The following is a 26,691-nucleotide window of genomic DNA, read 5'->3' on the forward strand; positions in this document are numbered from 1 at the left end:
CAAGCATAAGCCGAATTATGCCCATTAGCGTTGTCACCTCCGACCTTACCCGACTCGCCGTAGATGCCATCGTGAATGCGGCCAACTCTGCTTTGCTGGGCGGCGGCGGCGTGGACGGCGCGATCCATCGTGCTGCGGGGCCTAGCTTGCTGGAAGCTTGCAGAGCTTTGCCGCAAGTGGCGCCCGGCGTGCGCTGCCCGACCGGCGAGGCGCGCATCACGGCTGGCTTCGCGCTGCGTGCACGCTATGTGATCCATACGGTCGGTCCCGTGTGGAAAGGTGGTCAGCATGGCGAACCCAAACTCTTGGCGCGCTGCTATCGCTCGTGCGTCGCACTGGCTGCCGAGCACGATGTTCGAAGCATCGCCTTTCCGGCCATCAGTTGCGGTGTCTACGGTTATCCGCCGGAACAGGCGGCGCGCGTAGCAATTACAAGCTTGCACGACGCGCTAGCTGCACACACCGCGATGGACGTGCAGCTTTGCTGTTACGACGAGCGCATGGCGTCGATCTGGCGCGACGCGCTCAATCAAGCTTGAACGGATAGAGCGGCGGCAACGGCGAATCCGTTTCGGGTTTGCCTTCCTGGCGCCACGCGAAGCCGTCGGCGAACGTCGCGGCAAGGTCGATGTGCTGCTTCGCAGCCGCGCCTGCGTACTGCTCGCGCTGCAGTAGTTCGATCGCTGCGCGTTGCTCCTCGGAAGCCAGGGCGTCGGCCACCTGCCCCAGGTTTCGCAAGCCTTGACGCTCCACTCTCGCCCAGGCGAGCAGGCGCCGCGCTTGTGCCGGGCGATCATGGCTTCGCGCCGCGTCCAAAAACGCTTGACGCGACGCCCTCGCCGAATCGACACGCCCAGCATCATGCGCCGTTACGGCAGATGCTGGTTGCCGCTTGCGCCGATAGAACCACCAGAACGCCGCCATGCTGATCAGCCACAACGCGATGCTGCCGATGGCGATCCAGCGCCAGGGTGTCGGTGGGCTTGCCGTGGATGTGGATGCCGCCTGCGCAGGCACAGCAGCACTGCTCGCGGTTGCAGGTGAAGGAACCCCGGTAGGCTGCGCGGCCGACGACGCTGCAGCCGGCGTTCCGCTCGCGGCCGCCACGGTGAATGTATGCGAGGGAATCGTCGCGACTCGCCTCTGCCCGCTCTGCACGTCGAACCAGGTGAGCGTGATTTCCGGAATGGTCAACGTGCCCGTACGCTGTGGAAAGATCGCAAAGCCGCGCTCGCGGCGCCCCGTCAGCCATTGGCCGTCGTCGTGCGTGGTGGTGCTGGATTGATCCGGATAGACCGTCGCGCCGTCAATGGTGGGCAGGCTCAGCTCCGGCAACGCATCGCCGGGCAAGCCTTGCGCTTCCACCTGCATGCGCAGGTTCAGCGGCTGTCCCGCGGTGAGCTTGTCGTCGCTCGGCAAGCCTTCCACGCTGAGCGTCAGCGCGCGTGCAGGCAGCCATGCGGTCTTGCCCCAATCCGCCGGCGGCGCTTGTACGTCGATCTTCACTTCCTGCGAATCGGCGGTAATCGGCGTGGTGTTGCCGAACAAGCCGCCCGGATTGAAGAAGCCGCCGGGATCGTTCGGATTGCCAGGATCGACTGCTTCGCCCTGAAACTCGATGGACGGAATCGTCAACATCCCTGCGCGCTGCGGTGTCAACGCATAGTGCCGCTCGATCACTTGGTAGCGACGACCGTTGCGCACCGCTTCATAGTCGCTGTCGTTGCCGAGCTTGCGTAGATCTACGCCGTCAACGTGCGGATCGGCCAGGCTGCCGCTGTTGAGATTGACATCGAAAAAAAGCCGCACGGTATAGAGCAACTGCTGTCCGACGTAAGCATGGTCCGGACTGGCAGAAACTTCGACGAACACATCCTTGCCGGCATGCTTGCTGGCTGAGCTATCCGGCGCTCCCACGTGCAAGGTCAGCGGATTGGTTTGGCTGCCCGCCAACGCCAACGACGGAATCTGCAAATCACCCGTGTGCTTAGGGCGCAGCGCAACGCCGATGATCAACTGCGCGCTCTGCTTGCCGTTAACGATGCTGAGGGTGCTGTTGGTGGACGTGCCGAGCACTTCGAAATCGTGATCGAGCGCGCTGAGATCGGGCGTGCTCGCATCCATCGCGCCGTCGATGCGCAGGTTGAGCGTTATGGTTTCGCCGAGGTGCACGTCGTTGCGATCCAGCGTTGCCTGCACATTCGCCGCCATGACCGACCACGGCAGCAGTAAGAAAAATAGTAACAACCAGCGATACGTCACTGCTGATCTCCTTCCACCGGCTGCGCACCCATGCGCTCGCGGTACTCCAGCTCGAATTTACGCCGCAGCAATGCACCGGGATCATCCGGCACGCGCTGCAGATCGCGGCGCACATCGTTGGGCAACTTGGACAGCGGATCGTCGCTGTCGATCGCGCCCAGTTCATGCGTGGGTTCGTTGTTCTTCTTTGCTTGTGTGGCGGCCAACGCCTTGTCCATCTGCGACTGCAGCCCCTGCTGCGCTTTTGCTGTTTGCGCGCGTTCGCTGCTGGATGCCGGCGCAGGTGTCTGGCGCGGTTTGTTCTGTGCAGACGATCCGTTTGACTCGCGCTGGGCGTCCTGTTTTTGCTGATCGCCCGCCGAGGACGAATTCTGCGAACCGTTTTGTTGCGGGTTTTGCTGCTGGTCCTGACCGCTTTGATTCTGGCCGTTCTTGTTCTGCGCATCCTGGCCGGAGCCTTGCTGCTGGCCTGAGGATTGCCCGTTCTGGCCACTCGGATTGTTCTGCCCGCTCTGCCCGCCCGACTGCTGCTGTTGCTGCGATGACGAGGCTTGCTGCTTGCGCATCGCCTCTTCCACGGCCTTGCGATTAGCGCGCGCGTCCTCGTTGTGCGGGTCAAGCTGTAGCGCGCGATCGTAAGCCTTGATCGCGTCGGGATAGCGGCCGAGCTTGGCAAGCGCATTGCCTAGGTTGTATGGCGCATCGCCGCCCTTGGCCTGCTGCAGTGCTTGCGCCGCAGCCGCGTAGTCCTTCGCGCGATAAGCCGCCGCACCGCGCCATGCGGGATCCTGCGCCAGCCGCTGCGCCTTGGTGGCATCGCCTTGTCGTAAGGCGCTGGCCGCCTGCTGATCCGGACGCTGCCACCAGTCTTGCCAGCTGGATGCTTTGGCGGTGCTGGGCAACATGGGCAGCAACACCAGAGGCAGCAGCAAGACCCAGCCACGGCGGAATGCCATCGCCGCAACCAGCAGCAATGGCAGCAGCAGCCAGGGGCCACGGTCCTGCCATACATCGCCGACTTGTCCTTCGGCTATCGATGCCTGCTGCGTGGGCTGCAACATGCTGTGCAAGGCGGCAACATCATCGCCATTCGCAGTCATCGCCATGTAACGTCCGCCACCTGCTTCGGCAAGCGCTCGCAAGTCCTGGTCGTTGCGTTGCGCCACAACCATATTGCCCTGGTCGTCGTGTGCGAAGCTGCCGTCCGCCTGCTGCACGGGCGCGCCCTGTGCCGTGCCGATGCCCAATACGGACACGCGCACCCCAGAGGACAGCGTGACGCGCGCGGCGGCCTGCGCTGCGGTATCGGCATTGTCCGTAATCAGCACGATCGAACCGTTGCTCAGCTTGGCATCGTGAATCAGCTTTACGCCCTGCTCGATGGCTTGCGCGGCATTGTCGCCATCGACCGGCATGACGTCCGGTGACATCGCGTCCAACAGCGCATCCAGGCTGCGCGCATCACTAGTCAGCGGTGCCACGACGAAGGATTGGCCGGCGTAGCCGATCAATGCATTCAAGCCATCCTTGTTGGCCGTCAGCAGATCGCGCGCCTTGTAGCGTGCTCGCTCCATGCGACTTGGAGGCACGTCGTGCACGAGCATATGCTGCGACAGTGAAATGGCGACGACCTGTGCGGCGCGATCGGCAAACATCGGCTCGGTGATGCGGCTCCAGGTAGGCCCGGCCAAGGCCAACACGCCCAAGGCCCATCCCAGGGCCAGCAAGCCCAATGGCCAACGTGCCTCCCGCGCCTGACCGCTTACCAGATGCGGCAGCAGTTCCGGATCAGCCAGACGGCTGAGCGCGCGATGCGATGCATCGCCGCGTGCACCGATCCACCATAGCAGCGGCAAGCCCAGCAGACCGAGCAGCCATACCGGCTGCAGAAAATGGAATTGATGCAGAGCCTCGCTCATGCGCCGACGCTCTTCCAGCGTGGCCACAGCAAGCCGAGCAGCAAACAGGCCCCTGCAAGCGCGAGCGGCACGCGAAACAGTTCGTGATGCAGGCGGAACGTAGGGCCATGTTGCGGCAAAGGTTCCAGCGCATCAATGGCGCGATAGGCATCGGCGAGCTGGTCGCCGTCAGTTGCACGGTAGAACTGGCCGCCGGTTTCATGCGCGATGTAAGTGAGCATGTCCGCATCCAGATCGGCGGACGGATTAACCACGCTATCGCCAAACACCCCTGGAACGACCATGCGCGTAGCACCAACGCCGATGGTATAGATGCGCACGCCGGCAGCTTTCGCGGCGCGCGCGGCATCCTGTGGTGAGATGCTGCCTGAGTTGTTGACGCCATCCGTCAACAGGATCAGCACGCGCGCCTGTTCCGGCAATGCGGCCAGGCGCTTCGCCGCCACCGCAATGGCATCGCCGATCGCGGTTTCTGTACCTGGCAAGCCGACGACGGCGCTCTGCAACTGCGCGCGCACGGCACTGAGATCATAGGTGAGCGGCGTGACCAGAAACGCGCGCGTGCCGAATAGCACAAGGCCGATTTCATCGCCGCTGCGGCGGGAAATGAAATCGCCGGCAATGGCTTCCACTGCGCCGAAGCGGCTGAGCTGCTGCCCGCCAAGCACCATGTCGGGCGTCTGCATGCTGCCGGACAGATCGACGGCCAGCATCATCGCGCGACCGCTATGCATTTGCGCCTGCGGTGGCCCCAGCGTCTGCGGTCGGGCAGCAGCCACGAGCAGACTCAGCCAGCCCAATGCCAGCAGCCACGATGCCGTGCTGCCCGCGGACACATGCTTGCCCGCGCTCCACGACAGCGACGCATGCGGCAAGCGCAACGCCTGTCCGGGCGAGACCGGCTTCAAGACGCGCCACGCTACCCACGGCAACGGCAGCAGTACGAACACCCACGGCCATGCGAATTCAGGCATGACCCGTCTCCAACGGTTTCATGCGCCGCCATGCCGCCTGCAACCAGCGGCGCACGGCTTCTTCCATCGCAACGCGATCGAACGTGGCGCCCGGCTGATACATGCTCGCTTCAAGTGTCATTAGCGTGTCGAGCGTGGCGGCATCGACCGGCACCTGCGCCAGCACGCGTCGCCATGGTTCGCCTTGCAGATGATGCGCATCCACCGCGTAACGCCACGCGGCACGACGCAGAAGCTGATGCAAGGCTGCAGCGTAGGCAGCGTCATCGCTGGGATGGCGATCGGCCAACTGCCGAATCTCGGCCATCACGCGTTCGCGCCAGATTCGCGCGCGGCGTATCCGGCGCAACAGCACAAACCCCAATACAAGCGCTGCGCAGACCATCACGAACAACACCCACCATCCCGGCGCCGGCGGCCACCACGGTGGATCAGGCGGAAGATGGATGTCGCGCAGCGGCAGTTCGCTTGACGCTTGCGGAGGCTGTTGGCTCATCGCCGCCCTCCCCCATTGCGCAGCAAGGCGCCTACTGCATCCAGCGGATCGGCGGCGGTATCGATGATGCGGTAGGGAATGCCCAGCGACGTCGCCATGGCGGTGAGCCGTGCTTGTCCTTCGCCGAGACGTTGCTGAAAGGCTTCACGCTGAGCCTGCGATTGCAGAACGAGCTGACGCCGTTCGCCATGATGCTCGATGGGATAGCTTCCCGCCGGAACCTGTTCAAGTTCCAACGCATCGGCAACGATAAGTAGACGCACCGCGGTGTGCCGCATCATTTCAAGCAGGCGATCGCGCGCTACTTCATCGCTGCTTTGGCCGTCACTGATCAGCAACACGCGATTGGCGCCGCGCTGAAGCTTGATCACGTGCTGCAGCGCCTGCGACAGCGACTGGCTCTGTCCTGAAACCGTTGCATCGCATTTGGCCAGCATGCCGCATACGTCCAGCGCGCCACGCACGCCTCCACGCGGACGCTGCAGATAGTGGCTTTCACCGAATGCCATCAGCCCGACGCGCTCGCCGGCTTTCACCGCGTACCATGCGGCCAACGCCGCAGCACGCGCGGCCTGCACGGATTTAAAGCGCACACGCGTGCCGAAGCGCATACTCGAATGCTGGTCGAGCAGAATCAGCAGTTGCCCTTCACGCTCTTCCTGGAACAGCTTGGTATGCAGGCGGCCGAGACGCGCAGTCAGCCGCCAATCCATGCGGCGCACATCATCGCCAGGTTGATACGCGCGCGATTCGGCGTAATCCATACCGCGGCCGTAAAGACGGCTGGTCTGCGCGCCGACGTGCATGGCACGGCTGTCCTGCGGCGGCACGCGCAAACGCGAGACGCGACCGCGCAAGGCGATCAGCTCGGCCAGCGATACGCGGACGCGTCCGTCGCCATCCGCCTGACTCGATGCGACGGCGTTCACGGCAGGGGAACGAGATCCAGCAAACGATTGATGACTTTTTCGCTGCGAATGCCTTCGGCCTCTGCTTCGTAACTGAGCAGCACGCGATGGCGCAGCACTTCGTACACCACGGCATGCACGTCTTCCGGCAGTGCAAAGTCGCGACCGCTCAGCCATGCGTGAGCACGAGCACAACGATCCAATGCAATGGTGGCGCGAGGGCTGCCACCCCAGGCGATCCAGCGCTTCAGCTCGGGCCCATAGCGCCCCGCATCGCGCGTGGCCAACACCAATTGCGCGAGGTACTGCTCCAGCGCAGGCGCCACGTGTACGCCCAATACGGCTTCGCGCGCAGCGAATACTTCTTGCTGTGATACCGATGCAAGCGTTTGATCGATCGAATTTGCAGGCTTGCTGGCCTGTTCCCGCGCAAGGCGCAGGATCGCCAGTTCGGCCGTGGCGTCGGGATAGCCGATCGTCACGTGCATGATAAAGCGATCCAATTGCGCTTCCGGCAGCGCGAAGGTGCCTTCCTGTTCGATCGGATTCTGCGTCGCCATCACCATGAACAGCTCAGGCAGATGCCAGGTGTTGCGCCCCACGGTGATCTGCCGCTCCGCCATCGCTTCCAGCAGTGCCGACTGCACTTTCGCGGGCGCGCGATTGATCTCGTCGGCCAGAACGATATTGTGAAACAGTGGGCCACGTTCGAATTCAAAACTGCCCGATTGCGGCCGGAATACGTCGGTACCGGTGAGGTCTGCGGGCAATAGATCCGGCGTGAACTGCACGCGATGGAAGTCGGCGTCGATGCGGCTGGCCAGGGCCTTCACCGCGGTGGTCTTGGCCAGGCCCGGTGCGCCCTCAACCAGGAGATGGCCATCCGCCAGCAGGGCAATTAGCAGGCAGTCGATCAGCCGTGGCTGGCCGATGATCTGCTGCCGGAGGTCATCGCGAAGGCGGAAAAAGGCTTGTTGCAGATGCCCGGGCGTGGGGATTTGGGGCATGTCCATCCGAGAATCCTGTACTGCTTGGTGGGTGTAAGACCACAGCTGGGTAGGAAAGTTTGATGCGTCTCGTACCGCAAAGCAAAAGGGGCGGCACACTGGCCGCCCCTTGTTTACTGCGTGAATCCGCGCTTATTGCAGGCTGTCGCTGAGGATGCGCGGGGTGACGAAGATCAGCAGTTCGTCTTTGTCGTTGATGCGCTGAGTGTTGCGGAACAGCACTCCAAGGCCGGGAATGTCACCCAGGCCGGGTACTTTGGAGACCGCGTCGGTCTTGCTGATCTCGTAAATACCACCCAGTACTACGGTCTGGCCGTCATCCACCAGTACGGAGGTGTTGAGCGATCGCGTATCGATGATTGGCACCTGACCACTACCGGGAACAGTGATGTATTTGTTCAACGAGTCTTTGTTCACGTTGATCGCCAGGAAGACCCGGTTATCCGCCGTGATGGTGGGCGTTACTTTCAGCTCAAGCACAGCATCCTTGAACGCCACGGTGGCCGTACCGCTGGCACCACCACCGCTGGTGCTGTTTTGGTACGTGACATAACCGATTTCTTGGCCCTGGCGGATATCCGCCTCCTGCTGATTAGCGGTAATCACACGTGGGCTGGAAACAAGTTGACTACGACCTTCAGTTTGCGCAGCGGACAGTTCGAGATCCAAGGCGTAGTTCTTACCGAGGATGGCCGCAGCGAGTGTAGAAGCGGTACCGGTGGTGGGGCTGGCCGGAAGGTTTACGTTCAAACCACCTGAGCCGAGCGTGGTAGGCGAGCTGTTAGTGCCTTGCGTGGAACCGATCGCGCTGCCAACCTGCAGAACCTGGCCACTTGGATTGGTGCGATTGCCGTTTATACCCCAGGCCACACCCAAGTCACGTTCAAATTGGTCCGTCGCAATAACGATGCGCGACTCGATCAGCACCTGCTGTACTGGACGATCCAACTGCGCAACGAGTGCACGCAGCTCGGCGGTCTTTTCGGCCGTATCGTTGATCAGCAAAGTGTTAGTGCGCAGATCGAAAGTGACGCTGCCGCGCGGCGAGAGGAAGCCGCGATGCTGGCCGGCCGCGCCGTTTGCGGTGGCACCACCAACCGCACTTTGCTGAGCGCCGGATGTCAGCAGCTTGGCAATATCCTGCGCCTTGCCATAGCTGATTGGAATGTAGGTAGTGACCAGCGGCGCGGTGTCTTGTGCTTTGAAGCGCGCATCGGCCACGCTCTGCTCGTAGTCAGCCAGCTCCTTCTGCGGCGCGATCCAGATCACGTTGCCGTCGCGGCGCTTGTCCAGGTCCTTGGCGCGCAGGATCACGTCCAGCGCCTGATCCCACGGCACATTCACCAAGCGCAGCGTGACGCTGCCGCCCACCGTATCGGAAGCCACCAGGTTCAGCCCCGAAACGTCAGCCAGCAGTTGCAGGGCCGAGCGCACGGGGATGTCCTGGAAGTTGAAGGTAACGCGGCTGCCGGTGTAGACCGGTTGCGCTTCCGAAGCGGGATTGGTGTTCTTCGAATCCTGCTTCTTCGGCGTCACTTCGACGACGTACTGGTTGGCCGTCTGGTAAGAAGACGTTTCCACATCGCCGCTGAAAGCGATGTCGACGTGCGCGCCATTGGGTGTGGACTTCGGCGAGATCGACTGCACCGGCGTAGCGAAGTCAAGCACGTTCAGCCGTTGGGCCTGCGCGGACGGCAGTTGGGCATTGGTGATGTCCACCGCGACGTTGCCGTTCTGGCGATGCATGTTTGCGTTCGCGCCGGAACCGCTGAAGTTGATCAGCACGCGGCCGGAGCCGTTGGCGCCACGTTGAAAGTCGATGTTGCTGATAGCCGGGCCGCTCATCGCCGAAGGCAACGCCTTGGATGGATCGATCGTGGCGGCCGTGGTGACCGGCTGCGACAGCGTGCCGTTGTTGACCACCAGCACCAGGCTGTTGCCTTCCACGCTCGACTTGTATGAGGATGCCTGCATCAGCTCGACGACCACGCGCGTGCGTCCACCGGCAGCAATGGCCGACACACCTGTAGTGGTACCCACACCGATGTCCTGGTGGCGAGCGGCGTCATTGCTGGTATCCGGAAAATCGATCGCGATGCGCGGTGGCGTTTCCGTGGTGAAGATGTTGGGTTGCGGCACCTGGCTGCCATCGAAGCTCATGCGCAGCTCGACACGGCCCCCCGGCAGCGTCTTGTAGGTGATGTTCTGCAGCGTACTGGCCGCAGTGGCGGCGTTCGCCCAGGCGGCTGCGCCCAGCACCATAACGGTCATCAGGCAACGGCTGGCCAGGTGCATGGCACGACTCCGGACTGGTTGGTTGGGATTAGTCATTGCATCAGCCCCTGTATTCCTATTTCGCCTCAAGCGCGATGCTGGCCGGACGTTCCATCCAGCCGCCATTGCCGTTGGAAACCAATTCGGCCAGGTCGACGTGATCACCGGAAATGGCGGTGACACGGCCGTAGTTCTGGCCCATGTATTCGTTGATGTGCACGCGATGGATCACGCCACCCGGATCTTTGATGAGCGCCTCTGTCGTGGCACCGGCACCGATCGTGCCAACCATCTTCAGGCTATCCAGCGAGTAGGCTTCGAGCGGCTGTCTTGGCCGACCTTCATCCGGACGGGGACCGCTGCCTTGGTTCAGCTCGTCTTGGCTGGGGCTGAACGGGTCGCGCTTGTCCTGGTCGGCGTAGTTGAAGGTCTCGAAGGTCTTGATCACCGGCAGCGGCGGAATCGGTGCACCGCGCTTGGCTTTTTCCTGCGCAACCCAGTCGCGCAGATCGGACATGCCGCGCGTGCAGCCGCCGAGCATCAGCGCCGTGGCGACCATCAGCGACAGCTTCGCGAGGCGTGCCGGCTTCATGGCAGTCATGACTCTCATTTCCGCCCTCCGGGCTTCTTCGCCTTGCCCGCCGTATCACCGGTCTCGGAATCGTCGAGGTAGCGATAGGTCTTCACCGTACCCTGCAGCACCAGCAATTGGTTGGAAGCAGGTTCGGAACCCTTGGCCGGCGGATTGAGCGGCGTCAGCGACACGTCATGCATGGTCAGGATCACCACGCGCGGCAGCGAGGCCACGCCGCTGATGAAGGCACCGAACTGGTGGTAGGTGCCGACCATCTTCAGCTGGATCGGCTTCTCTGCGTAGAAATCCTTCGGGACTTCGGTGCCCGGCTGGAACAGTTCCTGCTGTAGGCCGGCGGACAACGCCGTCTGCGACACGTCCACCAGCAGTTCGGGCATTTCTGTCCTGCTGGGCAGCTGGCGCAGCAATTGGCGCAGCATGTCCTTCATTTCATCCAGCTGCTGCTGCAATGCTTCGAGATTGACTGACTTGGCCTGCTTCTCGGAGAACTCGCTCCTGAGCTGTTCTTCCTTGCCCGCCAGCGTCTGCAGTTGGTCCTGCTGATCGTTGATCACCACGTACCAACCGATGAGTACGATCACCAGGAACAGCAGCACCGTAAAGAACGTCTTGACCGACTTCGGCCAGCCGCCGACGTTGTTGCGGTCCAGACTGCGCAGATCGTCGAGGAGTTTCATTATTTGGCCCCTCCCTTGACTGGCGCGGCACCCGGCTTGGCCGGTACAGGCGCGGTTGCAGAGGGCGTCGTAGCGGCAGGCGTAGTCAGCGGTGCCGGTGCGGCGGCGCTGGTGCTCGACGAAGCCGGTACCGCACTGCCTTGCCCGTTGCCGTCATCCTTGGGTTTGGATAGCGCCACGGTCAGGCCGAAGCTGAAGGGCATGCGCGAGGAATCGTGACTGTTCTCGGTCTTGCTGAGATCGGACTGCCCCATCCACGGCGAGGCTTCGATGTTGCGCATATAGTCGGCCACGCTGGCATTGGATTGCGCCACGCCGCCCAGCACCATCTGGTCGCCATTTTGTTTGATCGAGGTCACGCGCACGCTGCCCGGAACGGTTTTCACCAGCTCGTCGAACAGATGCACCATCTGCGCGCGGTTCGCCTGCAACTGCTCGATGATCTGCTTGCGCGCCAGCAACTGCGCGCGGACCTTTTCCAGATCCTGGATCTTGGCCAGGCGCGCATCCACCTGCTTGATCTGATCCTGCAGATAGGCGTTGCGATCGTTCTGGTTGTCGATGCGCATGTCCATCCAGAACCACCACAGGAACATCACGCCAACGGCTGCCAGGGCGGCAGCGCCGAGCTGCATGAAGAACTCGCGCTGGCGGACCTTGCGGCGCTCGGCACGCCAAGGGAGTAGGTTGATGCGTGCCATCAGTCGGAACTCCTCATGGCGAGCCCGACCGCGATCATCAGCGCCGGCGCATCCTGGGTCAGCGACTGCGCCTGCACTCGGCTGGAGAGCGACATGCGCGCCAGCGGATTGGCCACCACACACGGCAGGCCAAGCTGCTCTTCGAGCATCGAGGTGATGCCTTCGATCGAGGCGCAGCCGCCGGCCAGCACTACCTGGTCGACCTTGCTGAACTCGCTGCCGGCATAGAAGAACTGCAGCAGGCGGCTGATCTGCTGCACCAGCGATTCCTTAAACGGCTGCAGCGCTTCGGTTTCGTAAGATTCGGGCAGCCCACCCTTGCGCTTGGCGCGACCGGCTTCCTCATAGGAAAGGCCGTAGCGGCGCATGATTTCGTCAGTGAGCTGCTTGCCACCGAACACCTGTTCGCGCGAATAGATCGTGCGCTGGTTCTTCAGCACCGACAGCGTGGTCATGGTGGCGCCGATGTCGAGGACCGCCACCAGCGCATCACGCCCGACGTTTAACTGGTCGGCGATCAGCGTGAAGGCGTTCTCCATCGCGAACGCTTCCACGTCGATCACCTGTGCGGTCAAGCCGCCCAGGTCCAGTGCGGCCACGCGCATGTCCACGTTTTCCGTGCGCGACGCGGCCAGCAGCACGTTGTTCATTTCGGGGTTGTCGCGCACCGGCCCGAGTACCTCAAAATCGAGGCTGACTTCCTCGATCGGGTACGGGATGTATTGGTTCGCTTCGACCTGGATCTGACCTTCCAGGTCTTCATCTGACAATTCCGCCGGCATCGGTACAATACGCGTGATCACCGCCGAACCGGCCACCGCCGCCGCCGCGTGCTTGATCTTGGCGCCGGAACGCGCGAGCGCACGGCGCACCGCCTCGCCCACCGCCTCGACCTCGACGATGTTCTTTTCGACCACGGCATTAGGGGGCAGCGGCTCGATCGCGTAGTGCTCCACGCGATAGCGACCTCCTGCCTGACTGAGCTGCAGCAGCTTGACGGCCGTCGAACTGATGTCGACGCCCACGAGCGGCGGCTTCTTGGGTGTGAAGAGCCCCACGATGATTCCCCCTTGACCCCTGGCGCTTCCGCCAGATACTGGCAGGATTGCCGGGTCATTAGATCGAAAAATTAATGCAATAGCAACGGCCTACGCGATCTTCTTCGAGACTTTTGGCGTGATGGCCTGCACATTTGGACCAACCGACCGGTGCCGCGATTAAGGTTTTGCTAATCCGTTGCTGATGTTGCACATACTGCTACATCTATACTCTGAACTGTTTTGACTCAGGTCTCGCTACAACAACCACATGACGCGATTTTTGAAAGCCCTACTGCGCTGGCTGCTGATTTTGGGCTTCAGCGGACTTCTGCTGATCACCGCAGCCATCGGAGTGGCCTACTGGCTGGTCTCCCCCCGCATTCCGTCAGTGGATGTGCTCAAGGATTACCACATGCAAGTTCCGCTCCGAGTGCTGAGCGCGGACGGCAAATTGATCGCTACCTTCGGCGAGACGCGGCGTATTCCGGTATCCATGGAGCAGGTGCCGGACATGCTCAAGCATGCGGTTCTGTCAGCGGAGGATGCTGATTTCTATACACATCCGGGCGTGGACTGGCGCGGCGTGATGCGCGCCGGGCTGCATGTACTGGTATCCGGCGGCAACAAGACCCAGGGCGGCTCCACCATCACCCAGCAGGTGGCGCGCAATTTCTTCCTGAGCCCCGAAAAGCTGTACTCCCGCAAATTGATCGAGATGTTCATCGCCTTGCGCATGGAGAGCGAGCTCAGCAAGGACCAGATCCTGGAGCTGTACCTCAATAAGATGTTCCTGGGGCATCGCTCCTACGGTATCGCGGCCGCGGCCGAGTATTACTACGGCAAGCAGCTGAACCAGCTAACCGTAGCCCAATGCGCCGCCATCGCCTCTACCTTCCAGCTCCCTTCGGCGGTGAACCCGCTGACCAACACCCAGCGCCTAATCTCCCGCCGCAATTGGGTGTTGGGCCAGATGCTGGAGCATCGCTACATCAACCAGGCCCAGTACGAGCAGGCCATTCATGCACCGGATGACGCCGCCCCACACGAGCAGCCGATCCAGGTGGACGCCCCGTACTTGGCCGAAATGGCGCGACTGCAAGCGCTGGAGCGCCTGGGCAACGACGCGCTGACCGAAGGCTACGTGGTCAAGACCACCCTGGTTAGCACCCGGCAACAGGCGGCAGTGGCAGCCGTACGCGACGGCTTGGCGATCTATGACCACCGCCACGGCTGGCGCGGCCCCGAGGCGCACGAAGAGCTGCCCCCAGGCGCCGGCGACACCGATTACGGCAATCTGCTATCCAGCTATACGGACGTAGCCGGCCTCACGCCCGGCCTGGTGATCGCATCCTCCGCCACTGAGGCCTCGGTGTTCCTACCGAGCAAGCAGGTGATCAAGCTCGACCTCAAGGCAATGGACTGGGCACGCCCCTATGTCAATGAAACCCGCGTCGGCGCCGCGCCCACCAAGGTCGACACCGTACTCAAGGCTGGTGACGTTATTCGTGTGATCCGCGACGACAAGGACGAATGGCAACTTACGCAGATCCCGAAGGCGCAGGCCGCCATGGTGTCGCTCGATCCCGAGAACGGCGCAATCCAGTCGCTGATCGGGGGTTTCAACTTCCAGCGCAGCAAGTTCAACCGCGCAGTGATGGCGGCCCGCCAGCCGGGCTCGAGCTTCAAGCCATTCATTTATTCGGCGGCCTTCGAACGCGGCTACACGCCGGCCTCCATCATCAACGACTCGCCGATCGCCCTGCCCGACCCATCGCAGCCAAACGGCTTGTGGACGCCGAGCAATGACGACAACAAGTTCTCCGGCCCGATCCGCCTGCGCGAGGCGCTGATCGAGTCGAAGAACCTGGTCTCGGTGCGCCTGCTCGATTCGATCGGGGTGCGCTACACGCGCGATTACGTCACACGCTTCGGCTTTCCGCCCGATGCACTGCCTAACAACCTCTCGATGGCGCTCGGTACGGCGTCCGTGTCGCCGCTCAGCATGGCGCGTGGCTTTGCCGTATTCGCCAACGGCGGCTACCTGATCACGCCCTACTTCATCAACGAGATCGATGATCGCGATGGCAAGCCGGTCTACGTCGCCAATCCGGCGCGCGCCTGTGCCGATTGCGCGGAGCGTCTGCTGCAAAACAGCCCGCCCGCGCCGCCGCCCGCGAACATGCTCACCAATGGCGTATCACCGAGTTCGTCCAATGCCCCGGCGCCCGCGACAAGCGTGGCGATGGCAGGCGAAACCGCATTGCCGGCCGACGTGCACAACAGCGGCAAGGCGCCTCCGGTGCTGGCACCCCATGTGATCGATATCCGCAACGACTTCCTGGTGACCTCGCTGATGAAGGACGTCATCCAGTCGCCCATGGGCACCGGTTACGCGGCAAAGGTGCTCAACCGCGGCGACCTGGCCGGCAAGACCGGCTCTACCAACGATCACCGCGATGCATGGTTCGTCGGTTTCAACGGTGATCTGTCGACCGCCGTATGGGTAGGCTTCGACGATTTCAGCTCTTTGGGCAAAGGTGAATTCGGCGCCAAGGCGGCGTTGCCGATCTGGATCGACTACGAGGGCGACGTGCTAAAGGGCACTCCCGAAAAGAGCCTGCCCATGCCACCGGGTATCACAACCACGCTGATCAATCGCGAAAACGGCCTGCCGACCTCCGTCGGCGACCCCAATGCCATGCAGGAAATCTTCAAGGTGGAAGATATCGATCGCCTGCACAACCAGGCGCTGCAGCAGCAACAAAACCAGGATCAACAGCAGACTAACGACATCTTCTGAAATTTTCCTGTAGGCTTGCCGCGGACGATGCAAACCGAGGGCGGCAACATGGCACGAGGCGAACACCATCGCATCCACGCGCAGGATCGCGTACAGCGCAACCGGTTACGCGTCGCCCAGGAGGCGGCGCGCCTGATGAGCGAACACGGCATCCGCGACTTCCACCGCGCCAAGCGCAAGGCCGCCGAACGACTGGGCGTGCTCGACGAGCAGGCGCTTCCCCGCAACCACGAAATCGAAGAGGCGCTGCGCGAGCACCAGCGCTTGTTTCAATCCGACAGCCAGCCGCGACTGCTGCGGGAACGGCGCGAGGCAGCGGTTGAAGCCATGCGCTTCCTGGCACGCTTCGAGCCACGCCTAGTCGGCGCCGTTCTAGAAGGCATCGCCGATGCGCACTCTGCCGTGTGCCTGCACGTCTTCAGCGACGATCCCGAAGCCGTCGGCATCTACCTGCGCGAACACGGCGTACCGTTCGAAACGCAGACCCGCCGCCTGCGCCTCAACCGCGACGAACAGGCCGAATACCCGGTAATGCTTTTCGCTGCCGACAATCTCCCCTTCGACATCACCGTGCTTCCGCTCAACGTACTGCGCCAAGCGCCGCTCGATCGCGTCGATGAAAAACCGATGCGCCGCGCATCGCTGGCTTCGGTGGAGATCATGCTGGCGGAGGAAGATGACGAGCAGGAAGACTTCGAGCGCAAGCTTGCTGCCGCACTCAAATAAATGCGGCAAACAAAAACGCCCGGCTATGCAGGGCGTTTTTTATATCGGGAGAAGCAGCGATCAGCGCTTGTCGATGCTTGCGTAATCGCGCTTGGGCGCACCCACATACAACTGACGCGGACGGCCGATGCGAGAGCCGGGGGTTTCGTGCTGCTCGATCCAGTGTGCAATCCAGCCAGCAGTGCGCGCGATGGCGAACATCACGGTGAACATCTCGGTGGGGATGCCCAGCGCCTTGTAGATGATGCCGGAATAGAAATCCACGTTCGGGTACAGCTTGCGCTCGACGAAGTAGTCGTCCTTTAGCGCGGCTTCTTCCAGCTTCATCGCCACGTCGAGCAGCGGATCGTTGACGCCCATTTCGGCCAGCACCTTGTGGCACATCTCGCGGATGATCTTCGCGCGCGGGTCGAAGTTCTTGTACACGCGGTGGCCGAAGCCCATCAGGCGGAAGTTGTCGTTCTTGTCCTTGGCGCGCTTGACGGCGTTTTCCACCTTGTCAGGCGAGCCAATCTCTTCGAGCATCTTCAGCACGGCTTCGTTGGCGCCGCCGTGTGCGGGACCCCATAGCGCGGTGATGCCGGCGGCGATCGATGCATACGGATTCGCGCCGGTGGAGCCGACCAGGCGCACTGTGGAGGTGGATGCGTTCTGCTCGTGATCGGCGTGCAGGATAAAGAGCAGATCCAGCGCCTTGGCACACGTTGGGCTGAGCTCCAGCGGTTCGCTCGGCACTTCGAACATCATGTGCAGGAAGCGCGTGACGTATTCGAGGTTGTTGCGCGGATAGCGGAACGGCCAGCCGATCGAATAGCGATAGCAGGCGGCGGCGATGGTGGGCATCTTTGCGATCAGACGGATCGCGGCCAGCTTGCGGTCTTCCGGGTTATCGACGTTGAGATCGTCGTGATAGAACGCGGACAGCGACGCCACCGACGCGGCCAGCATGGCCATCGGATGCGCGTCGTGGTGGAAGCCCTGGAAAAAATTCTTGTGCGACTCGTGCATCATCGTGTGATGCGTGATGTCGTTTTCGAAGCCGGAGAACTGGCTCTTGTTCGGCAGCTCACCGTGCAGCAGCAGGTAGGCCACTTCGAGGAAGCTGGATTGCTGCGCCAACTGCTCGATCGGATAACCGCGGTACATCAGCACGCCTTCGTCGCCGTCGATGTAGGTGATGGCGCTCTTGGTGCTGGCGGTGCTGCCGTAACCGGGATCGTAGGTGAAGTGCCCGGTGTCCTTGTACAGCGGGGCAATGTCGATGCAAGCGGGACCAAGCGTACCGGTGAGCAAGGGGAGCTCGCTGCTGCGGCCGTTGGACTCATCTACCAGCTTGACGGATTTGGAATCGGACACGGAAACCTCCTACGCATGGGTCGCCGCCGGGGCAACCGCATAACGGCAACCAGCCGGCGAAGGAAAGGCGCATCGACGTGGGGAAGCGGCGATGCATCCCTCCCATTATCGCACATCAATATCGAAACGATTCGACGGCGCATGGTGCGATTGACAACGCAAAAAGCACAAGGCAGGCGCGAGGCCTGCCTTGTGCGAGATATCTATACCTGCCGGTGACAGCAGGTTTGCAAACGGATTACTTCTGCGCGTAACGGCGGCGGAACTTGTCCACGCGGCCGCCGACATCAAGCGTCTTCTGCTTGCCGGTGTAGAACGGGTGCGAGTGGCTGGAGATATCCACCTTGACCAGCGGGTACTCGTTGCCGTCTTCCCACTTGACGGTTTCCTTGGAGGCAATCGTCGAACGCGTCAGAAACGCGAAATCGGACGAGAGATCCTGGAAAACCACCTGGCGGTAATTCGGATGGATATCGGGCTTCATGACGGACTCAAAGCGTGCGTGAAAAGAGCGGTATTGTATCGACCGCTCAAAGGCTTGGTCAAGCCACCGGTTCAGCCTAGCCGTTCGGCGCCCAGGGCGCGTCGCACCATGGCGCGGAACTTTACCTGGTCTAGCTCCAATACCACGTTGGCCTGGGGCTGCTGGCCTAGTCGCCCGCCCCAGTCCACCACGGTGGCTCCACGGGTAAGGCGGCCGTCCAGCTCCACGCCCACCCGGCGGCGTTCGCTGCGCACTATCACCGAAGGATCGATGGCGACCGCCATCGCCAGCGCATCGGCGGCGATGATGCCGCGACGCCCTCGCCGGCGGCTGGTCTCGCGTGCCACCTGGAACACGCGCCTGAAAAAGTCGGCCCGATGATCGCCCGCGGCTAGCCACTGGTCGAATTCGTCCTCGTCGAAGGCATGCCGCAAGGTGAGCTCCCAGTCGACCAGGTCGAAGTCGGGAAAACCTTCGAACACCACATGCGCGGCTTCGGGATCGAAACCGATGTTGAACTCGGCAGGCACACGGTTGGTGTTGCCATGCCCGGTCACCGCACCGCCCATCACGACCAGGCGCTTCACGCGCTTGGGCAGCGAAGGATCCAGATGCAACGCCAGTGCGAGGTTGGTCAGCGGCGCCAACGCCACCAGGGTCAGTTCGCCCGGGTGTTCGCTCGTCAGACGCAGGATGGCAAGCGCGGCGTGCTCATCGGCCGCAGTGGCCTTGGGTTCTGGGAAACCCACGTCGCCCAGCCCATCACGGCCATGCACGAAAGCAGCATCTTCCTCAGGCAGGTGCACCAGCGGTGTTGCACAGCCCGCGAAGACCGGCGTGGAAGCACCCACCAGATCGACCAGCGTGCGCGCATTGCGCGTGGTATGCATCAGCCCGACATTACCGGCCGCAATGCTCAACCCATGCACGTCGGCGTGCGCATGAGCCATCAGGATGGCAAGGGCGTCGTCTACGCCGGGATCGGTATCGATCAGGAGCTGCGGTTTGGTCATGGTCAGGAATAGCGCGAGTCGAATTACATCCCTTTCAACCTACCCGCTTCTCACGCTCCTGCATAGCGTGCCGCACCGCCGATCCAGCGCTCGATCAAACGCGAAGCCTGCTCGGAATGATGCGCCAGCATGTACTCGCCAACCTGCTGCACGGCCGGCAACAAGTGCGCGTCGCGCGCCAGATCGGCCATGCGGAAATTCAGCTGCCCTGTCTGCCGCGTGCCGAGCACTTCGCCGGGGCCGCGCAGCTCCAGATCCTTCTCGGCGATGCGGAAACCATCGTTGGTTTCGCGCATCACCTGCAGGCGTTCGCGCGCAAGCTGACCCAGCGGCGGCTGATAGAGCAGCACGCAGTTGGATGCAACGGCGCCGCGCCCCACACGTCCACGCAGCTGATGCAATTGAGCGAGGCCCAGGCGCTCGCTATTCTCGATCACCATCAGGCTAGCATTAGGCACATCCACACCTACTTCGATCACCGTGGTGGCAACCAACACTGACAATTCACCGGCTTTGAACGCATCCATCACCGCCTGTTTTTCCTTAGGCTTCATGCGTCCATGAATGATGCCCACCGGACACTCGGTGAGTGCGTGCGACAGCTCCGCATGCGCCGCTTCCGCAGCCTGCGCGCGCAGTTGTTCGGATTCCTCGATCAACGTGCACACCCAGTACGCCTGGCGTCCTTCCAGGCAGGCGGCGCGAATGCGTTCGATGACTTCGGTGCGGCGCGCGTTGGAAATCGCAATCGTCTGCACCGGTGTGCGTCCGGGCGGAAGTTCGTCGATGGCAGAGATATCTAGGTCGGCATACGCACTCATCGCCAACGTGCGCGGAATCGGCGTCGCAGTGAGTACCAGTTGATGCGGCACCAATTCACCCTCCAGCCCTTTGTCACGCAAGGCCAGGCGCTGCTGCACACCGAAACGATGCTGCTCGTCGACGATCACCAACCCGAGCTGCGCGAACGCCACGCCTTCCTGCATCAAGGCGTGCGTGCCGATCACGATCGGCGCGCCTTCGGCCACGCGGCGCATCGCCTGCTGGCGCGCCTTGCCTTGCTGTTTGCCAGCCAGCCACTCGACGTGGATGCCCAGCGGTTCCAGCCAGTAACGAAAGTTGCGTAGATGCTGTTCCGCCAGCAATTCCGTCGGCGCCATCAGCGCGACCTGATAACCAGCCTCCACAGCGGCCAGCGCCGCCGCGCACGCGACGGCCGTCTTACCGGAACCGACGTCACCCTGCACAAGGCGGAGCATGGGGCGAGGCTGCGCGATATCGGCAGAAATTTCCTCGATAACGCGCTGCTGCGCCGCGGTCAGCCGGAACGGCAGCGACGTCAGCCAGCGCTGCCGCAGTACGCCGTCGCCGCCAAGCTTCGGCGCGCGACGCTCGCGCACGGCGGCGCGTAAACGCTTCAGGCTCATGTGCTGGGTGAGCAGTTCTTCGAAAGCCAAGCGCTGCTGCGCGGGATGGCGACCCTGGATCAATTGGTCCATACGCGCATCGGGCGGCGGCCGGTGCACGTACAGCAAGGCTTCGCGCAGCGAGGTCAACCCAAACTTGGCGCATAGTGCGGGCGGAATCAGTTCCAGTTGCGCCTCCGCGGGCAGCTGTTGCAGCGCCTTGGCGACAACGTTGCTCAAGCGCTTCTGCCCAAGCCCTTCCGTGGCGGGATACACGGGTGTGAGTAGATCCTCCAGTGCAACGGGCGTGTCTTCGTCCAACCGTCGGTACTGCGGATGCACCATCTCCAAGCTGGCGTTGCCCTGGCGCACTTCGCCATAGCAAAGCAGCCGCGTGCCGACACGGAACTGCTCGGCCTGCGCGCGGTTGAAATGAAAAAAGCGCAGCAGCAGCGTCTGCATCACGCCGTCGCCAATCGCCACTTTCAATTGCGGGCGATAGCGATAGCCCTTCTCCACCGCCTCTACCGTGCCTACCGCTTGTGCCCGCATGCCGGGACGCAGGTCCGCCAGTGGCGTCAGATGCGTGCGATCCTCGTAACGCAGCGGAAGGTGGAACCAAAGATCCTGCACGCGGTGCAGTCCAAGGCGCGCCAGCGACTCGACCAGCGCCGGGCCGACACCGCCGAGCGCCGTGACCGGCCGTTTGCCGGGGTCGTCGTTCGTCACTGTCGCAGTTTGGGGTTTCAGAGCGGCCATCGATACAAGACTAACCGAGCCGGCTGGCATGGCGAGTAAGACTGCCGACGGTGGTTGTCAGCAGTCCGCTCGCGCGTCGATCAGTCCAGCACCATGATCGCATCCACTTCCACTTGCGCGCCCTTCGGCAGGCCGGCCACTTCGATGGTGGAACGCGCCGGATAAGGCGGCTGGAAATATTCGTTCATCACCGCGTTGACGGCCGTGAAATTGGCCAGATCTGTCACGTAGATGCCTACGCGCACGAACTTGTCGAACGAGCCGCCGGCCGCTTCGGCCACCGCTTTCAGATTGTCGAACACGCGGCGCGTCTGCGTGCTGATGTCGCCTTCCACCAGCATGCCGCTGGCCGGATCGAGCGGAATCTGTCCGGAGAAATACACGGTACTGCCGGCGCGCACGGCTTGCGAATAGGGGCCGATCGCGGCGGGGGCTTTGTCGGTGGAGATGATGGTGCGGGGCATGAAGAGTCGATCCATTGCTGCCAAAGGCAACAGTGTAATGGGAACGGGGAACGGGGAACGGGGAACAGATGCTTCGCGAAATCTCGATGCTCCCTGTTCTTTGTTCCCCGCCTTCAAAGCGGATATCGATACGCCCCGCTCACCACACCCGTACGCCGCACGCGCCGGATCACTTCCGCCAAATGCTTGCGGTTCTTCACCTCGATGGTGAACAGCAGCGTGGCGGCGGCCATGTCGCGCTCGACGTATTCCACGTTCTCGATGTTGGAGTCGGCCGCGGCAATCGCTGCCGCCACCGTGGCCAGCACGCCCGGGCGGTTGATGACTTCGATGCGCAGCTCGGCGCGATAGTCACCCTGCACGTCGCGATCCCATTCGATATCCACGCAGCGCTCGGGCGACGATTTGCGCAGCTCGGCCATATTCGGGCATTCGGCGCGATGCACGACGATGCCTTTGCCTGGCGAGAGGTAACCCACGATCTCGTCGCCCGGCAGCGGATGGCAGCAGTTGGCGAAGCTCAGCACGCCGCGCTCGGCGCCGGTGATATGAATCTTCTCGGTGGGATGCGTCGCCGTCGCACCGCGCGCGGTGGTGCCACGTGCGGCCACGAGCTGGCTGGCCACCTGGTCGGGCATGCGATTGCCCAGCGCGATGTCGGCCAGCAACTCTTCCAGGCGCTTGAATTTGGATTTGTGCAGGAATTTCTCTAGCGCCGCCGGCTGGATCACATCCAGGCTGCTGCCCAGCGCATCGAGTGCACGATCGAGCATGCGATGACCGAAATCGACCGCGTCTTCATGCTGCAGATGTTTCAGGTACTGGCGGATGGCGGTACGCGCCTTGCCGGTGACCACGAACTCCAGCCAAGCCGGATTGGGCACCGCGGACGGTGCCGTGATGATCTCGACCAGTTGCCCCGATTCCAGCCGTGCGCGTAGCGGCAGCAGCTTCTTGTCGACGCGCGCCGCCACTGCGTGATCGCCCACGTCGGTATGCACGGCGTAGGCGAAATCCAGCGCTGTGGCATTGCGCGGCAGCGACAGGATGTCGCCACGCGGCGTGAACAGATAGGTTTCATCGGGAAACAGGTCGATCTTGACGTTCTCGATGAACTCCGCCGCGGACGGCGTGTTCGCCTGGCTATCGGCCAGCGCGGAAAGCCACTCGCGTGCACGCGCCTGCGCGCTGTTTGCCGGGCCGCTTTCGGTCTTGTAGGCCCAGTGTGCGGCGACGCCGCGTTCGGCCACTGAATCCATTTCCTCGGTGCGTATCTGCACTTCGATCGGTGCGCCGAACGGCCCAAGCAGCACGGTGTGCAGCGACTGGTAGCCGTTGGCTTTGGGAATGGCGATGAAATCCTTGAAGCGGCGATCGACCGGCTTGTACAGCGCATGTACTACGCCCAGCGCCATGTAGCAGCTCATCGCGCCGTCGGTGACTACGCGAAAACCGTATACGTCCATGAGCTGCGCGAAGCTCTTGTGCTCGTTGCGCATCTTCGAGTAGATGCTCCACGGCGATTTGATGCGCCCAACCACGCGCACCGGAACGCGTTCTTCGACCAGTCGCGCGGTCAACGCGCCTTCGATACGGCTCATCGCTTCGCGGCGATTGCCCAGTGCCGCGCGGATGCGCTCGCTGATCACACGGTAGCGATCGGGATGCAGCGCGCGGAAACCCAGATCCTGCAGCTCCGCCTTGATCTTGTTCATGCCGAGGCGTTGCGCAATGGGTGCGTAGATTTCCAGCGTCTCGCGAGCAATGCGGCGACGCGACTCGGCATCCTTGGCGCCGAGTGTGCGCATGTTGTGCAGGCGATCGGCCAACTTGATCAGGATCACGCGTAGGTCGCGCGCCATCGCCAACAGCATCTTCCGGAAGCTTTCGGCATCGGCCTCCTGACGGTTGGAAAAGCGCATCTTGTCCAACTTGGTGACGCCGTCTACCAGTTCCGCCACAGGCTCGCCGAATTCGCCGGCCAGTTGGACGCGGGTGAGTTCGGTGTCTTCCAGCGTGTCGTGCAGAATCGCCGCGATGATGGTTTCCGCATCCATGCCGAACTCGGCCAAGATGCCGGCCACCGCGATCGGATGGGTGATGTAGGGCTCACCGCTCTTGCGTGTCTGCCCTTCATGGGCCACGGCGCCTACCTGGTAGGCGCGCAGCACGCGCAGGACCTGCTGCTCGGGCAGATAGGCCAGGCGTTCTTTAAGAGCCAATACGTACGGCGGGAATGCGGACGTATCCTCGAGCTCGGGATGCGTGACCGCCGTCATCGAGTCTCGACGCCCTTTCAGGCAGTCGCCTCGCTGCGAGGTTTGGAAGGAAGGAAGCGGAGGCGCAACGCGCGTCCAGCCGATCCGGTGCGCCCGGCTCGACCTGTACGCTGTCGACAGCCACCGCTATCCATCAATCGTCTCCGCCCTTGGTGAGGTCGTCGTCGACTTCCTGTGCGGCCCATTCCAGGGCTTCACGCTCAGCGCGCTCGCGTTCGGAGCGATCGATCTCGTCGATGGTCGCCTGGTCGATGCGGCGGTCTGCGATTTCACGCAGTGCCAACACGGTAGGCTTATCGTTGTCAGGGTTGACTGCCGGTTCGGCACCATTGGCAAGCTGGCGGGCGCGTTTGGTCGCCATCAGCACCAGTTCGAAACGGTTGTCGACTACATCGAGGCAGTCTTCCACGGTGATACGGGCCATGGGAAATCCTTGAACTATAAAAACTTATGCGGCCTTACAGTGTATCGGCCGGCCACCTGACTAGCAACGCGACGGACTCGCGGCAAGCCTGGACTAGCTCTATCATGCGCGGCCGTTGCGCGCAGGATCGAACTAATTCGGTAATACGTGCACAATATAGAACTACAAAGTACAATTTTCTAAATTCCCGAAACCTTGCAGCGGACCCCTTACCCGATGCCCTCCCTGCCCCGTCTTCCCGTCCTAAGCCGCCTGTTGCCCGGGCTTGCCATGCTCACGCTGCTCGCCGGCTGCGCGATCGCCCCACCCCGCACTGACGACCCGCTGGAGAAGTTCAACCGCAAGAGCTACGCCTTCAACATGGCGCTGGACACCCATGTGCTGCGCCCGGTGGCGGTGGGCTACACCAAGGTCACGCCCAAGCCGGTGCAGACCTCGATCAGCAACTTCTTCACCAACATCAAGCTCCCGATCAGCATCGCCAACAACCTGCTGCAGGCTCGCCCCAGCGATGCAATGACCGATACGGGCCGCTTCTTTATCAACATGACGGTGGGCCTGGCCGGCTTCTTCGACCCGGCCACGAAGATGCAGATTCCGATCAAGGAAACCGACTTCGGCATCACCCTGGCCCGTTGGGGCGTGCCTGAGGGCGACTTCCTGATGGTGCCGCTGCTCGGGCCGTCGACCTTCCGCGACGTGTGGCAGTACCCGGTGGACGGCTACCTGTTCGACCCGATCAGCTACTTCGAACGCAACCACAAGTTCCACTGGGGCCAGTACTACATCCCCGAAGTGGTCTACTTCATCCAGATGCGCGCGCAGTTGCTCGACGCGGACAGCTTCCTGAAAACGGCGTATGACCCCTACGCCTTCGTGCGGGACGCCTGGCGCCAGAACCGCCTCAACAAGATCTACGACGGCAACCCGCCGGCAGATGTGATGCTGAAGCTGCAGCAAGGCGGATCGAACCAGAATCAGAATCAAAATTTCGATCCCGAGGAGCTGCTCAAGGAGCAGCAGAAATGGGAGCAGCAGAAACAGCAGAAATCCGGCGGAACCTGATTCAGCCGATGGAACGAAAAACGGGGCTCATCAGAGCCCCGTTTCTTTTTGCCTGTAATACGTGACCCAGGCCCAGATGTCAGTGCAGCAAGGATTCCACGCCGCAGACGCGCGCAAGCGCCTGCATGCCCGCCGGCACATGACTTACGGCTACCCGACATCCACCTTGATCGACTTCGGAAAGCGCCGCCAGCACACAGGCCAGGCCGGCGCTGTCGCAAACGGTCACCGCGGAAAGATCCAGCGTGTGGCGATCACACTTGCCGAAAGCGTCGCGCATAGCCGCAAGCGCATTCGCCGCCGTGGCGAAATTCAAGGTACCGGATACGGAGACCGTATCCGGTACGTCGGAAGCAACCCGAAACTCGCCGGATTTACTTGGCGCCATTGCCCTTGTTTTCCTGTTCCATCTGCTGCAGCGCCTTGTCGCCCTGCGTTTCCAGTTCTTTGATGAGCGAATCCAGGCCTTCCTTCTTGATCTGCGCATCCACCTGGTTGCGGTAGTTGGTGATGTAGGAAATGCCTTCGATGATCACGTCATAGGCCTTCCACTGACCGTCCGCGGTCTGGTGGAACACATAGTTCACTGCAATCTGCTTCTTGTCGTCGGTGGTCACCATGGTCTTCACCACGGTGTACTTGGGATTGACCTCGCCGGCGAACGGAAGGACCTTCACCGTGCCCTTGCTGTAGTCCAGCAGACCTTCCGCATAACGGTTGGTCAGCGAGTTGTAGAAGGCCTTCGCAAAGCGCGAACGCTGATCCGGTGAGGCTTCGCGCGCATGCATGCCCAGCACCAGGATCGACGCCCAATCGGTGTCGAAGTACGGCAGGAAAATCTTGTTGATTTCATCGACGAGCTTGGGCTTGTTGTTCTGCAGCTCAGCCTTGTGGTCGGCGATCTGCGTATCGAGCTGATGGGTGATGTCCTCCACGACGGCCTGCGGCGTCGATGCGTTGGACGACTGCGCGCTAGATGCGCTCTGCGCGAAAGCCGGCGCGACGGCGACGACGCTGCCCAGAGCAATGGCGGTGGCAATAGCCAATTGACGCAACATGGAT

At 62.3% G+C, this 26,691-nt stretch carries 24 protein-coding genes; 4 read left to right on the forward strand and 20 right to left on the reverse strand.

The window, feature by feature from the left end; translation table 11 throughout:
• Window positions 1–17 precede the first annotated feature (17 nt).
• Window positions 18–539, forward strand: a complete 522-nt coding sequence (locus ISP18_RS13430) for an O-acetyl-ADP-ribose deacetylase (protein ID WP_380012693.1) — start codon at window positions 18–20, stop codon at window positions 537–539.
• Here the strand turns inward: ISP18_RS13430 and ISP18_RS13435 are convergent.
• The 11 genes from ISP18_RS13435 to ISP18_RS13485 all read right to left on the reverse strand — a co-directional run bounded on the left by ISP18_RS13435 (window position 526) and on the right by ISP18_RS13485 (window position 12,871).
• A complete protein-coding gene (locus ISP18_RS13435; protein WP_380012696.1) occupies window positions 526–2,262 on the reverse strand; it encodes a BatD family protein in 1,737 nt (578 codons plus the stop codon). The two genes, ISP18_RS13430 and ISP18_RS13435, sit on opposite strands and share 14 nt — an antisense overlap.
• Window positions 2,259–4,181, reverse strand: a complete 1,923-nt coding sequence (locus ISP18_RS13440; protein WP_380012699.1) for a tetratricopeptide repeat protein — start codon at window positions 4,179–4,181, stop codon at window positions 2,259–2,261. The genes ISP18_RS13435 and ISP18_RS13440 overlap by 4 nt, the downstream gene beginning before the upstream one ends.
• Window positions 4,178–5,155: a VWA domain-containing protein gene (locus ISP18_RS13445; protein WP_380012702.1), complete on the reverse strand. Its 978-nt coding sequence runs from the start codon at window positions 5,153–5,155 to the stop codon at window positions 4,178–4,180. Before ISP18_RS13445 ends, ISP18_RS13440 begins: the two co-directional genes overlap by 4 nt.
• Window positions 5,148–5,651, reverse strand: coding sequence for a DUF4381 family protein (locus tag ISP18_RS13450; RefSeq protein ID WP_380012705.1), 504 nt, complete (start codon window positions 5,649–5,651; stop codon window positions 5,148–5,150). Before ISP18_RS13450 ends, ISP18_RS13445 begins: the two co-directional genes overlap by 8 nt.
• Window positions 5,648–6,580, reverse strand: a complete 933-nt coding sequence (locus tag ISP18_RS13455) for a DUF58 domain-containing protein (protein WP_380012708.1) — start codon at window positions 6,578–6,580, stop codon at window positions 5,648–5,650. Before ISP18_RS13455 ends, ISP18_RS13450 begins: the two co-directional genes overlap by 4 nt.
• Window positions 6,577–7,572 carry an AAA family ATPase gene (locus tag ISP18_RS13460; protein ID WP_380012711.1) on the reverse strand — a complete coding sequence of 332 codons (996 nt, stop codon included), beginning with the start codon at window positions 7,570–7,572 and terminating at the stop codon, window positions 6,577–6,579. The genes ISP18_RS13455 and ISP18_RS13460 overlap by 4 nt, the downstream gene beginning before the upstream one ends.
• Window positions 7,573–7,698: 126 nt before the next feature.
• Complete coding sequence (gene pilQ / locus ISP18_RS13465) at window positions 7,699–9,861, reverse strand: type IV pilus secretin PilQ (protein ID WP_380012714.1); 2,163 nt, start codon at window positions 9,859–9,861, stop codon at window positions 7,699–7,701.
• 55 nt (window positions 9,862–9,916) lie between these two features.
• A complete protein-coding gene (locus ISP18_RS13470; RefSeq protein WP_380012717.1) occupies window positions 9,917–10,450 on the reverse strand; it encodes a pilus assembly protein PilP in 534 nt (177 codons plus the stop codon).
• Window positions 10,447–11,115: a type IV pilus inner membrane component PilO gene (gene pilO, locus ISP18_RS13475; protein WP_380015837.1), complete on the reverse strand. Its 669-nt coding sequence runs from the start codon at window positions 11,113–11,115 to the stop codon at window positions 10,447–10,449. The genes ISP18_RS13470 and pilO overlap by 4 nt, the downstream gene beginning before the upstream one ends.
• Entirely contained in the window at window positions 11,112–11,813 is a 702-nt protein-coding gene (locus ISP18_RS13480; protein ID WP_380012720.1) for a PilN domain-containing protein, read from the reverse strand. Before ISP18_RS13480 ends, pilO begins: the two co-directional genes overlap by 4 nt.
• Complete coding sequence (locus ISP18_RS13485) at window positions 11,813–12,871, reverse strand: pilus assembly protein PilM (protein WP_380012723.1); 1,059 nt, start codon at window positions 12,869–12,871, stop codon at window positions 11,813–11,815. The genes ISP18_RS13480 and ISP18_RS13485 overlap by 1 nt, the downstream gene beginning before the upstream one ends.
• Before the next feature lie 250 nt (window positions 12,872–13,121).
• On the opposite strand from ISP18_RS13485, the gene ISP18_RS13490 reads away from it, so the two are divergent.
• A complete protein-coding gene (locus tag ISP18_RS13490; RefSeq protein WP_380012726.1) occupies window positions 13,122–15,653 on the forward strand; it encodes a penicillin-binding protein 1A in 2,532 nt (843 codons plus the stop codon).
• Window positions 15,654–15,701: 48 nt separating this feature from the next.
• The gene (locus ISP18_RS13495) at window positions 15,702–16,379 is read left to right on the forward strand and encodes a hypothetical protein (RefSeq protein ID WP_380012729.1); all 678 of its coding nucleotides are present in this window, start codon (window positions 15,702–15,704) and stop codon (window positions 16,377–16,379) included.
• A gap of 60 nt (window positions 16,380–16,439) precedes the next feature.
• Here the strand turns inward: ISP18_RS13495 and ISP18_RS13500 are convergent, their stop codons facing one another.
• The 7 genes from ISP18_RS13500 to rpoZ all read right to left on the reverse strand — a co-directional run bounded on the left by ISP18_RS13500 (window position 16,440) and on the right by rpoZ (window position 24,564).
• Entirely contained in the window at window positions 16,440–17,735 is a 1,296-nt protein-coding gene (locus ISP18_RS13500; protein WP_380012732.1) for a citrate synthase, read from the reverse strand.
• 238 nt (window positions 17,736–17,973) lie between these two features.
• Window positions 17,974–18,219, reverse strand: coding sequence for a type B 50S ribosomal protein L31 (locus tag ISP18_RS13505; RefSeq protein ID WP_380012735.1), 246 nt, complete (start codon window positions 18,217–18,219; stop codon window positions 17,974–17,976).
• 71 nt (window positions 18,220–18,290) lie between these two features.
• A complete protein-coding gene (locus ISP18_RS13510; protein ID WP_380012738.1) occupies window positions 18,291–19,232 on the reverse strand; it encodes a nucleoside hydrolase in 942 nt (313 codons plus the stop codon).
• Between the two features lie 50 nt (window positions 19,233–19,282).
• On the reverse strand, window positions 19,283–21,397 hold the full coding sequence (recG, locus tag ISP18_RS13515) for an ATP-dependent DNA helicase RecG (protein ID WP_380015839.1): 2,115 nt from the start codon (window positions 21,395–21,397) through the stop codon (window positions 19,283–19,285).
• An 80-nt stretch (window positions 21,398–21,477) separates the two neighbouring features.
• Window positions 21,478–21,861, reverse strand: a complete 384-nt coding sequence (locus tag ISP18_RS13520; RefSeq protein WP_380012740.1) for a RidA family protein — start codon at window positions 21,859–21,861, stop codon at window positions 21,478–21,480.
• Window positions 21,862–21,974: 113 nt separating this feature from the next.
• The gene (locus ISP18_RS13525) at window positions 21,975–24,140 is read right to left on the reverse strand and encodes a RelA/SpoT family protein (RefSeq protein ID WP_380012743.1); all 2,166 of its coding nucleotides are present in this window, start codon (window positions 24,138–24,140) and stop codon (window positions 21,975–21,977) included.
• Between the two features lie 133 nt (window positions 24,141–24,273).
• Entirely contained in the window at window positions 24,274–24,564 is a 291-nt protein-coding gene (gene rpoZ / locus ISP18_RS13530; protein WP_380012746.1) for a DNA-directed RNA polymerase subunit omega, read from the reverse strand.
• Window positions 24,565–24,834: 270 nt separating this feature from the next.
• Between rpoZ and ISP18_RS13535 the strand changes: the two genes are divergently transcribed.
• A complete protein-coding gene (locus ISP18_RS13535; protein WP_380012749.1) occupies window positions 24,835–25,629 on the forward strand; it encodes an MlaA family lipoprotein in 795 nt (264 codons plus the stop codon).
• 79 nt (window positions 25,630–25,708) lie between these two features.
• Here the strand turns inward: ISP18_RS13535 and ISP18_RS13540 are convergent, their stop codons facing one another.
• Window positions 25,709–26,017, reverse strand: a complete 309-nt coding sequence (locus ISP18_RS13540; protein ID WP_380012755.1) for an STAS domain-containing protein — start codon at window positions 26,015–26,017, stop codon at window positions 25,709–25,711.
• Window positions 26,004–26,687, reverse strand: coding sequence for an MlaC/ttg2D family ABC transporter substrate-binding protein (locus tag ISP18_RS13545; protein WP_380012758.1), 684 nt, complete (start codon window positions 26,685–26,687; stop codon window positions 26,004–26,006). The genes ISP18_RS13540 and ISP18_RS13545 overlap by 14 nt, the downstream gene beginning before the upstream one ends.
• Between the last annotated feature and the right edge of the window lie 4 nt (window positions 26,688–26,691).

It is taken from the genome of Dyella humi, from assembly GCF_044904605.1.
GTDB lineage: Bacteria > Pseudomonadota > Gammaproteobacteria > Xanthomonadales > Rhodanobacteraceae > Dyella_B > Dyella_B humi.

Excerpts from the sequence above, each read along its gene's own strand:
- ISP18_RS13520 (WP_380012740.1), bottom strand. The coding sequence starts at position 21,861 with ATGCCCCGCACCATCATCTCCACCGACAAAGCCCCCGCCGCGATCGGC.
- ISP18_RS13540 (WP_380012755.1), bottom strand. The coding sequence starts at position 26,017 with ATGGCGCCAAGTAAATCCGGCGAGTTTCGGGTTGCTTCCGACGTACCG.
- ISP18_RS13535 (WP_380012749.1), top strand. The coding sequence starts at position 24,835 with ATGCTCACGCTGCTCGCCGGCTGCGCGATCGCCCCACCCCGCACTGAC.
- ISP18_RS13505 (WP_380012735.1), bottom strand. The coding sequence starts at position 18,219 with ATGAAGCCCGATATCCATCCGAATTACCGCCAGGTGGTTTTCCAGGAT.
- ISP18_RS13495 (WP_380012729.1), top strand. The coding sequence starts at position 15,702 with ATGGCACGAGGCGAACACCATCGCATCCACGCGCAGGATCGCGTACAG.
- ISP18_RS13440 (WP_380012699.1), bottom strand. The coding sequence starts at position 4,181 with ATGAGCGAGGCTCTGCATCAATTCCATTTTCTGCAGCCGGTATGGCTG.
- ISP18_RS13525 (WP_380012743.1), bottom strand. The coding sequence starts at position 24,140 with ATGACGGCGGTCACGCATCCCGAGCTCGAGGATACGTCCGCATTCCCG.
- ISP18_RS13510 (WP_380012738.1), bottom strand. The coding sequence starts at position 19,232 with ATGACCAAACCGCAGCTCCTGATCGATACCGATCCCGGCGTAGACGAC.
- pilQ (WP_380012714.1), bottom strand. The coding sequence starts at position 9,861 with ATGCACCTGGCCAGCCGTTGCCTGATGACCGTTATGGTGCTGGGCGCA.
- ISP18_RS13470 (WP_380012717.1), bottom strand. The coding sequence starts at position 10,450 with ATGAGAGTCATGACTGCCATGAAGCCGGCACGCCTCGCGAAGCTGTCG.
- ISP18_RS13480 (WP_380012720.1), bottom strand. The coding sequence starts at position 11,813 with ATGGCACGCATCAACCTACTCCCTTGGCGTGCCGAGCGCCGCAAGGTC.
- ISP18_RS13460 (WP_380012711.1), bottom strand. The coding sequence starts at position 7,572 with ATGGACATGCCCCAAATCCCCACGCCCGGGCATCTGCAACAAGCCTTT.
- rpoZ (WP_380012746.1), bottom strand. The coding sequence starts at position 24,564 with ATGGCCCGTATCACCGTGGAAGACTGCCTCGATGTAGTCGACAACCGT.
- ISP18_RS13450 (WP_380012705.1), bottom strand. The coding sequence starts at position 5,651 with ATGAGCCAACAGCCTCCGCAAGCGTCAAGCGAACTGCCGCTGCGCGAC.
- ISP18_RS13430 (WP_380012693.1), top strand. The coding sequence starts at position 18 with ATGCCCATTAGCGTTGTCACCTCCGACCTTACCCGACTCGCCGTAGAT.
- ISP18_RS13445 (WP_380012702.1), bottom strand. The coding sequence starts at position 5,155 with ATGCCTGAATTCGCATGGCCGTGGGTGTTCGTACTGCTGCCGTTGCCG.
- ISP18_RS13490 (WP_380012726.1), top strand. The coding sequence starts at position 13,122 with ATGACGCGATTTTTGAAAGCCCTACTGCGCTGGCTGCTGATTTTGGGC.
- recG (WP_380015839.1), bottom strand. The coding sequence starts at position 21,397 with ATGGCCGCTCTGAAACCCCAAACTGCGACAGTGACGAACGACGACCCC.
- ISP18_RS13545 (WP_380012758.1), bottom strand. The coding sequence starts at position 26,687 with ATGTTGCGTCAATTGGCTATTGCCACCGCCATTGCTCTGGGCAGCGTC.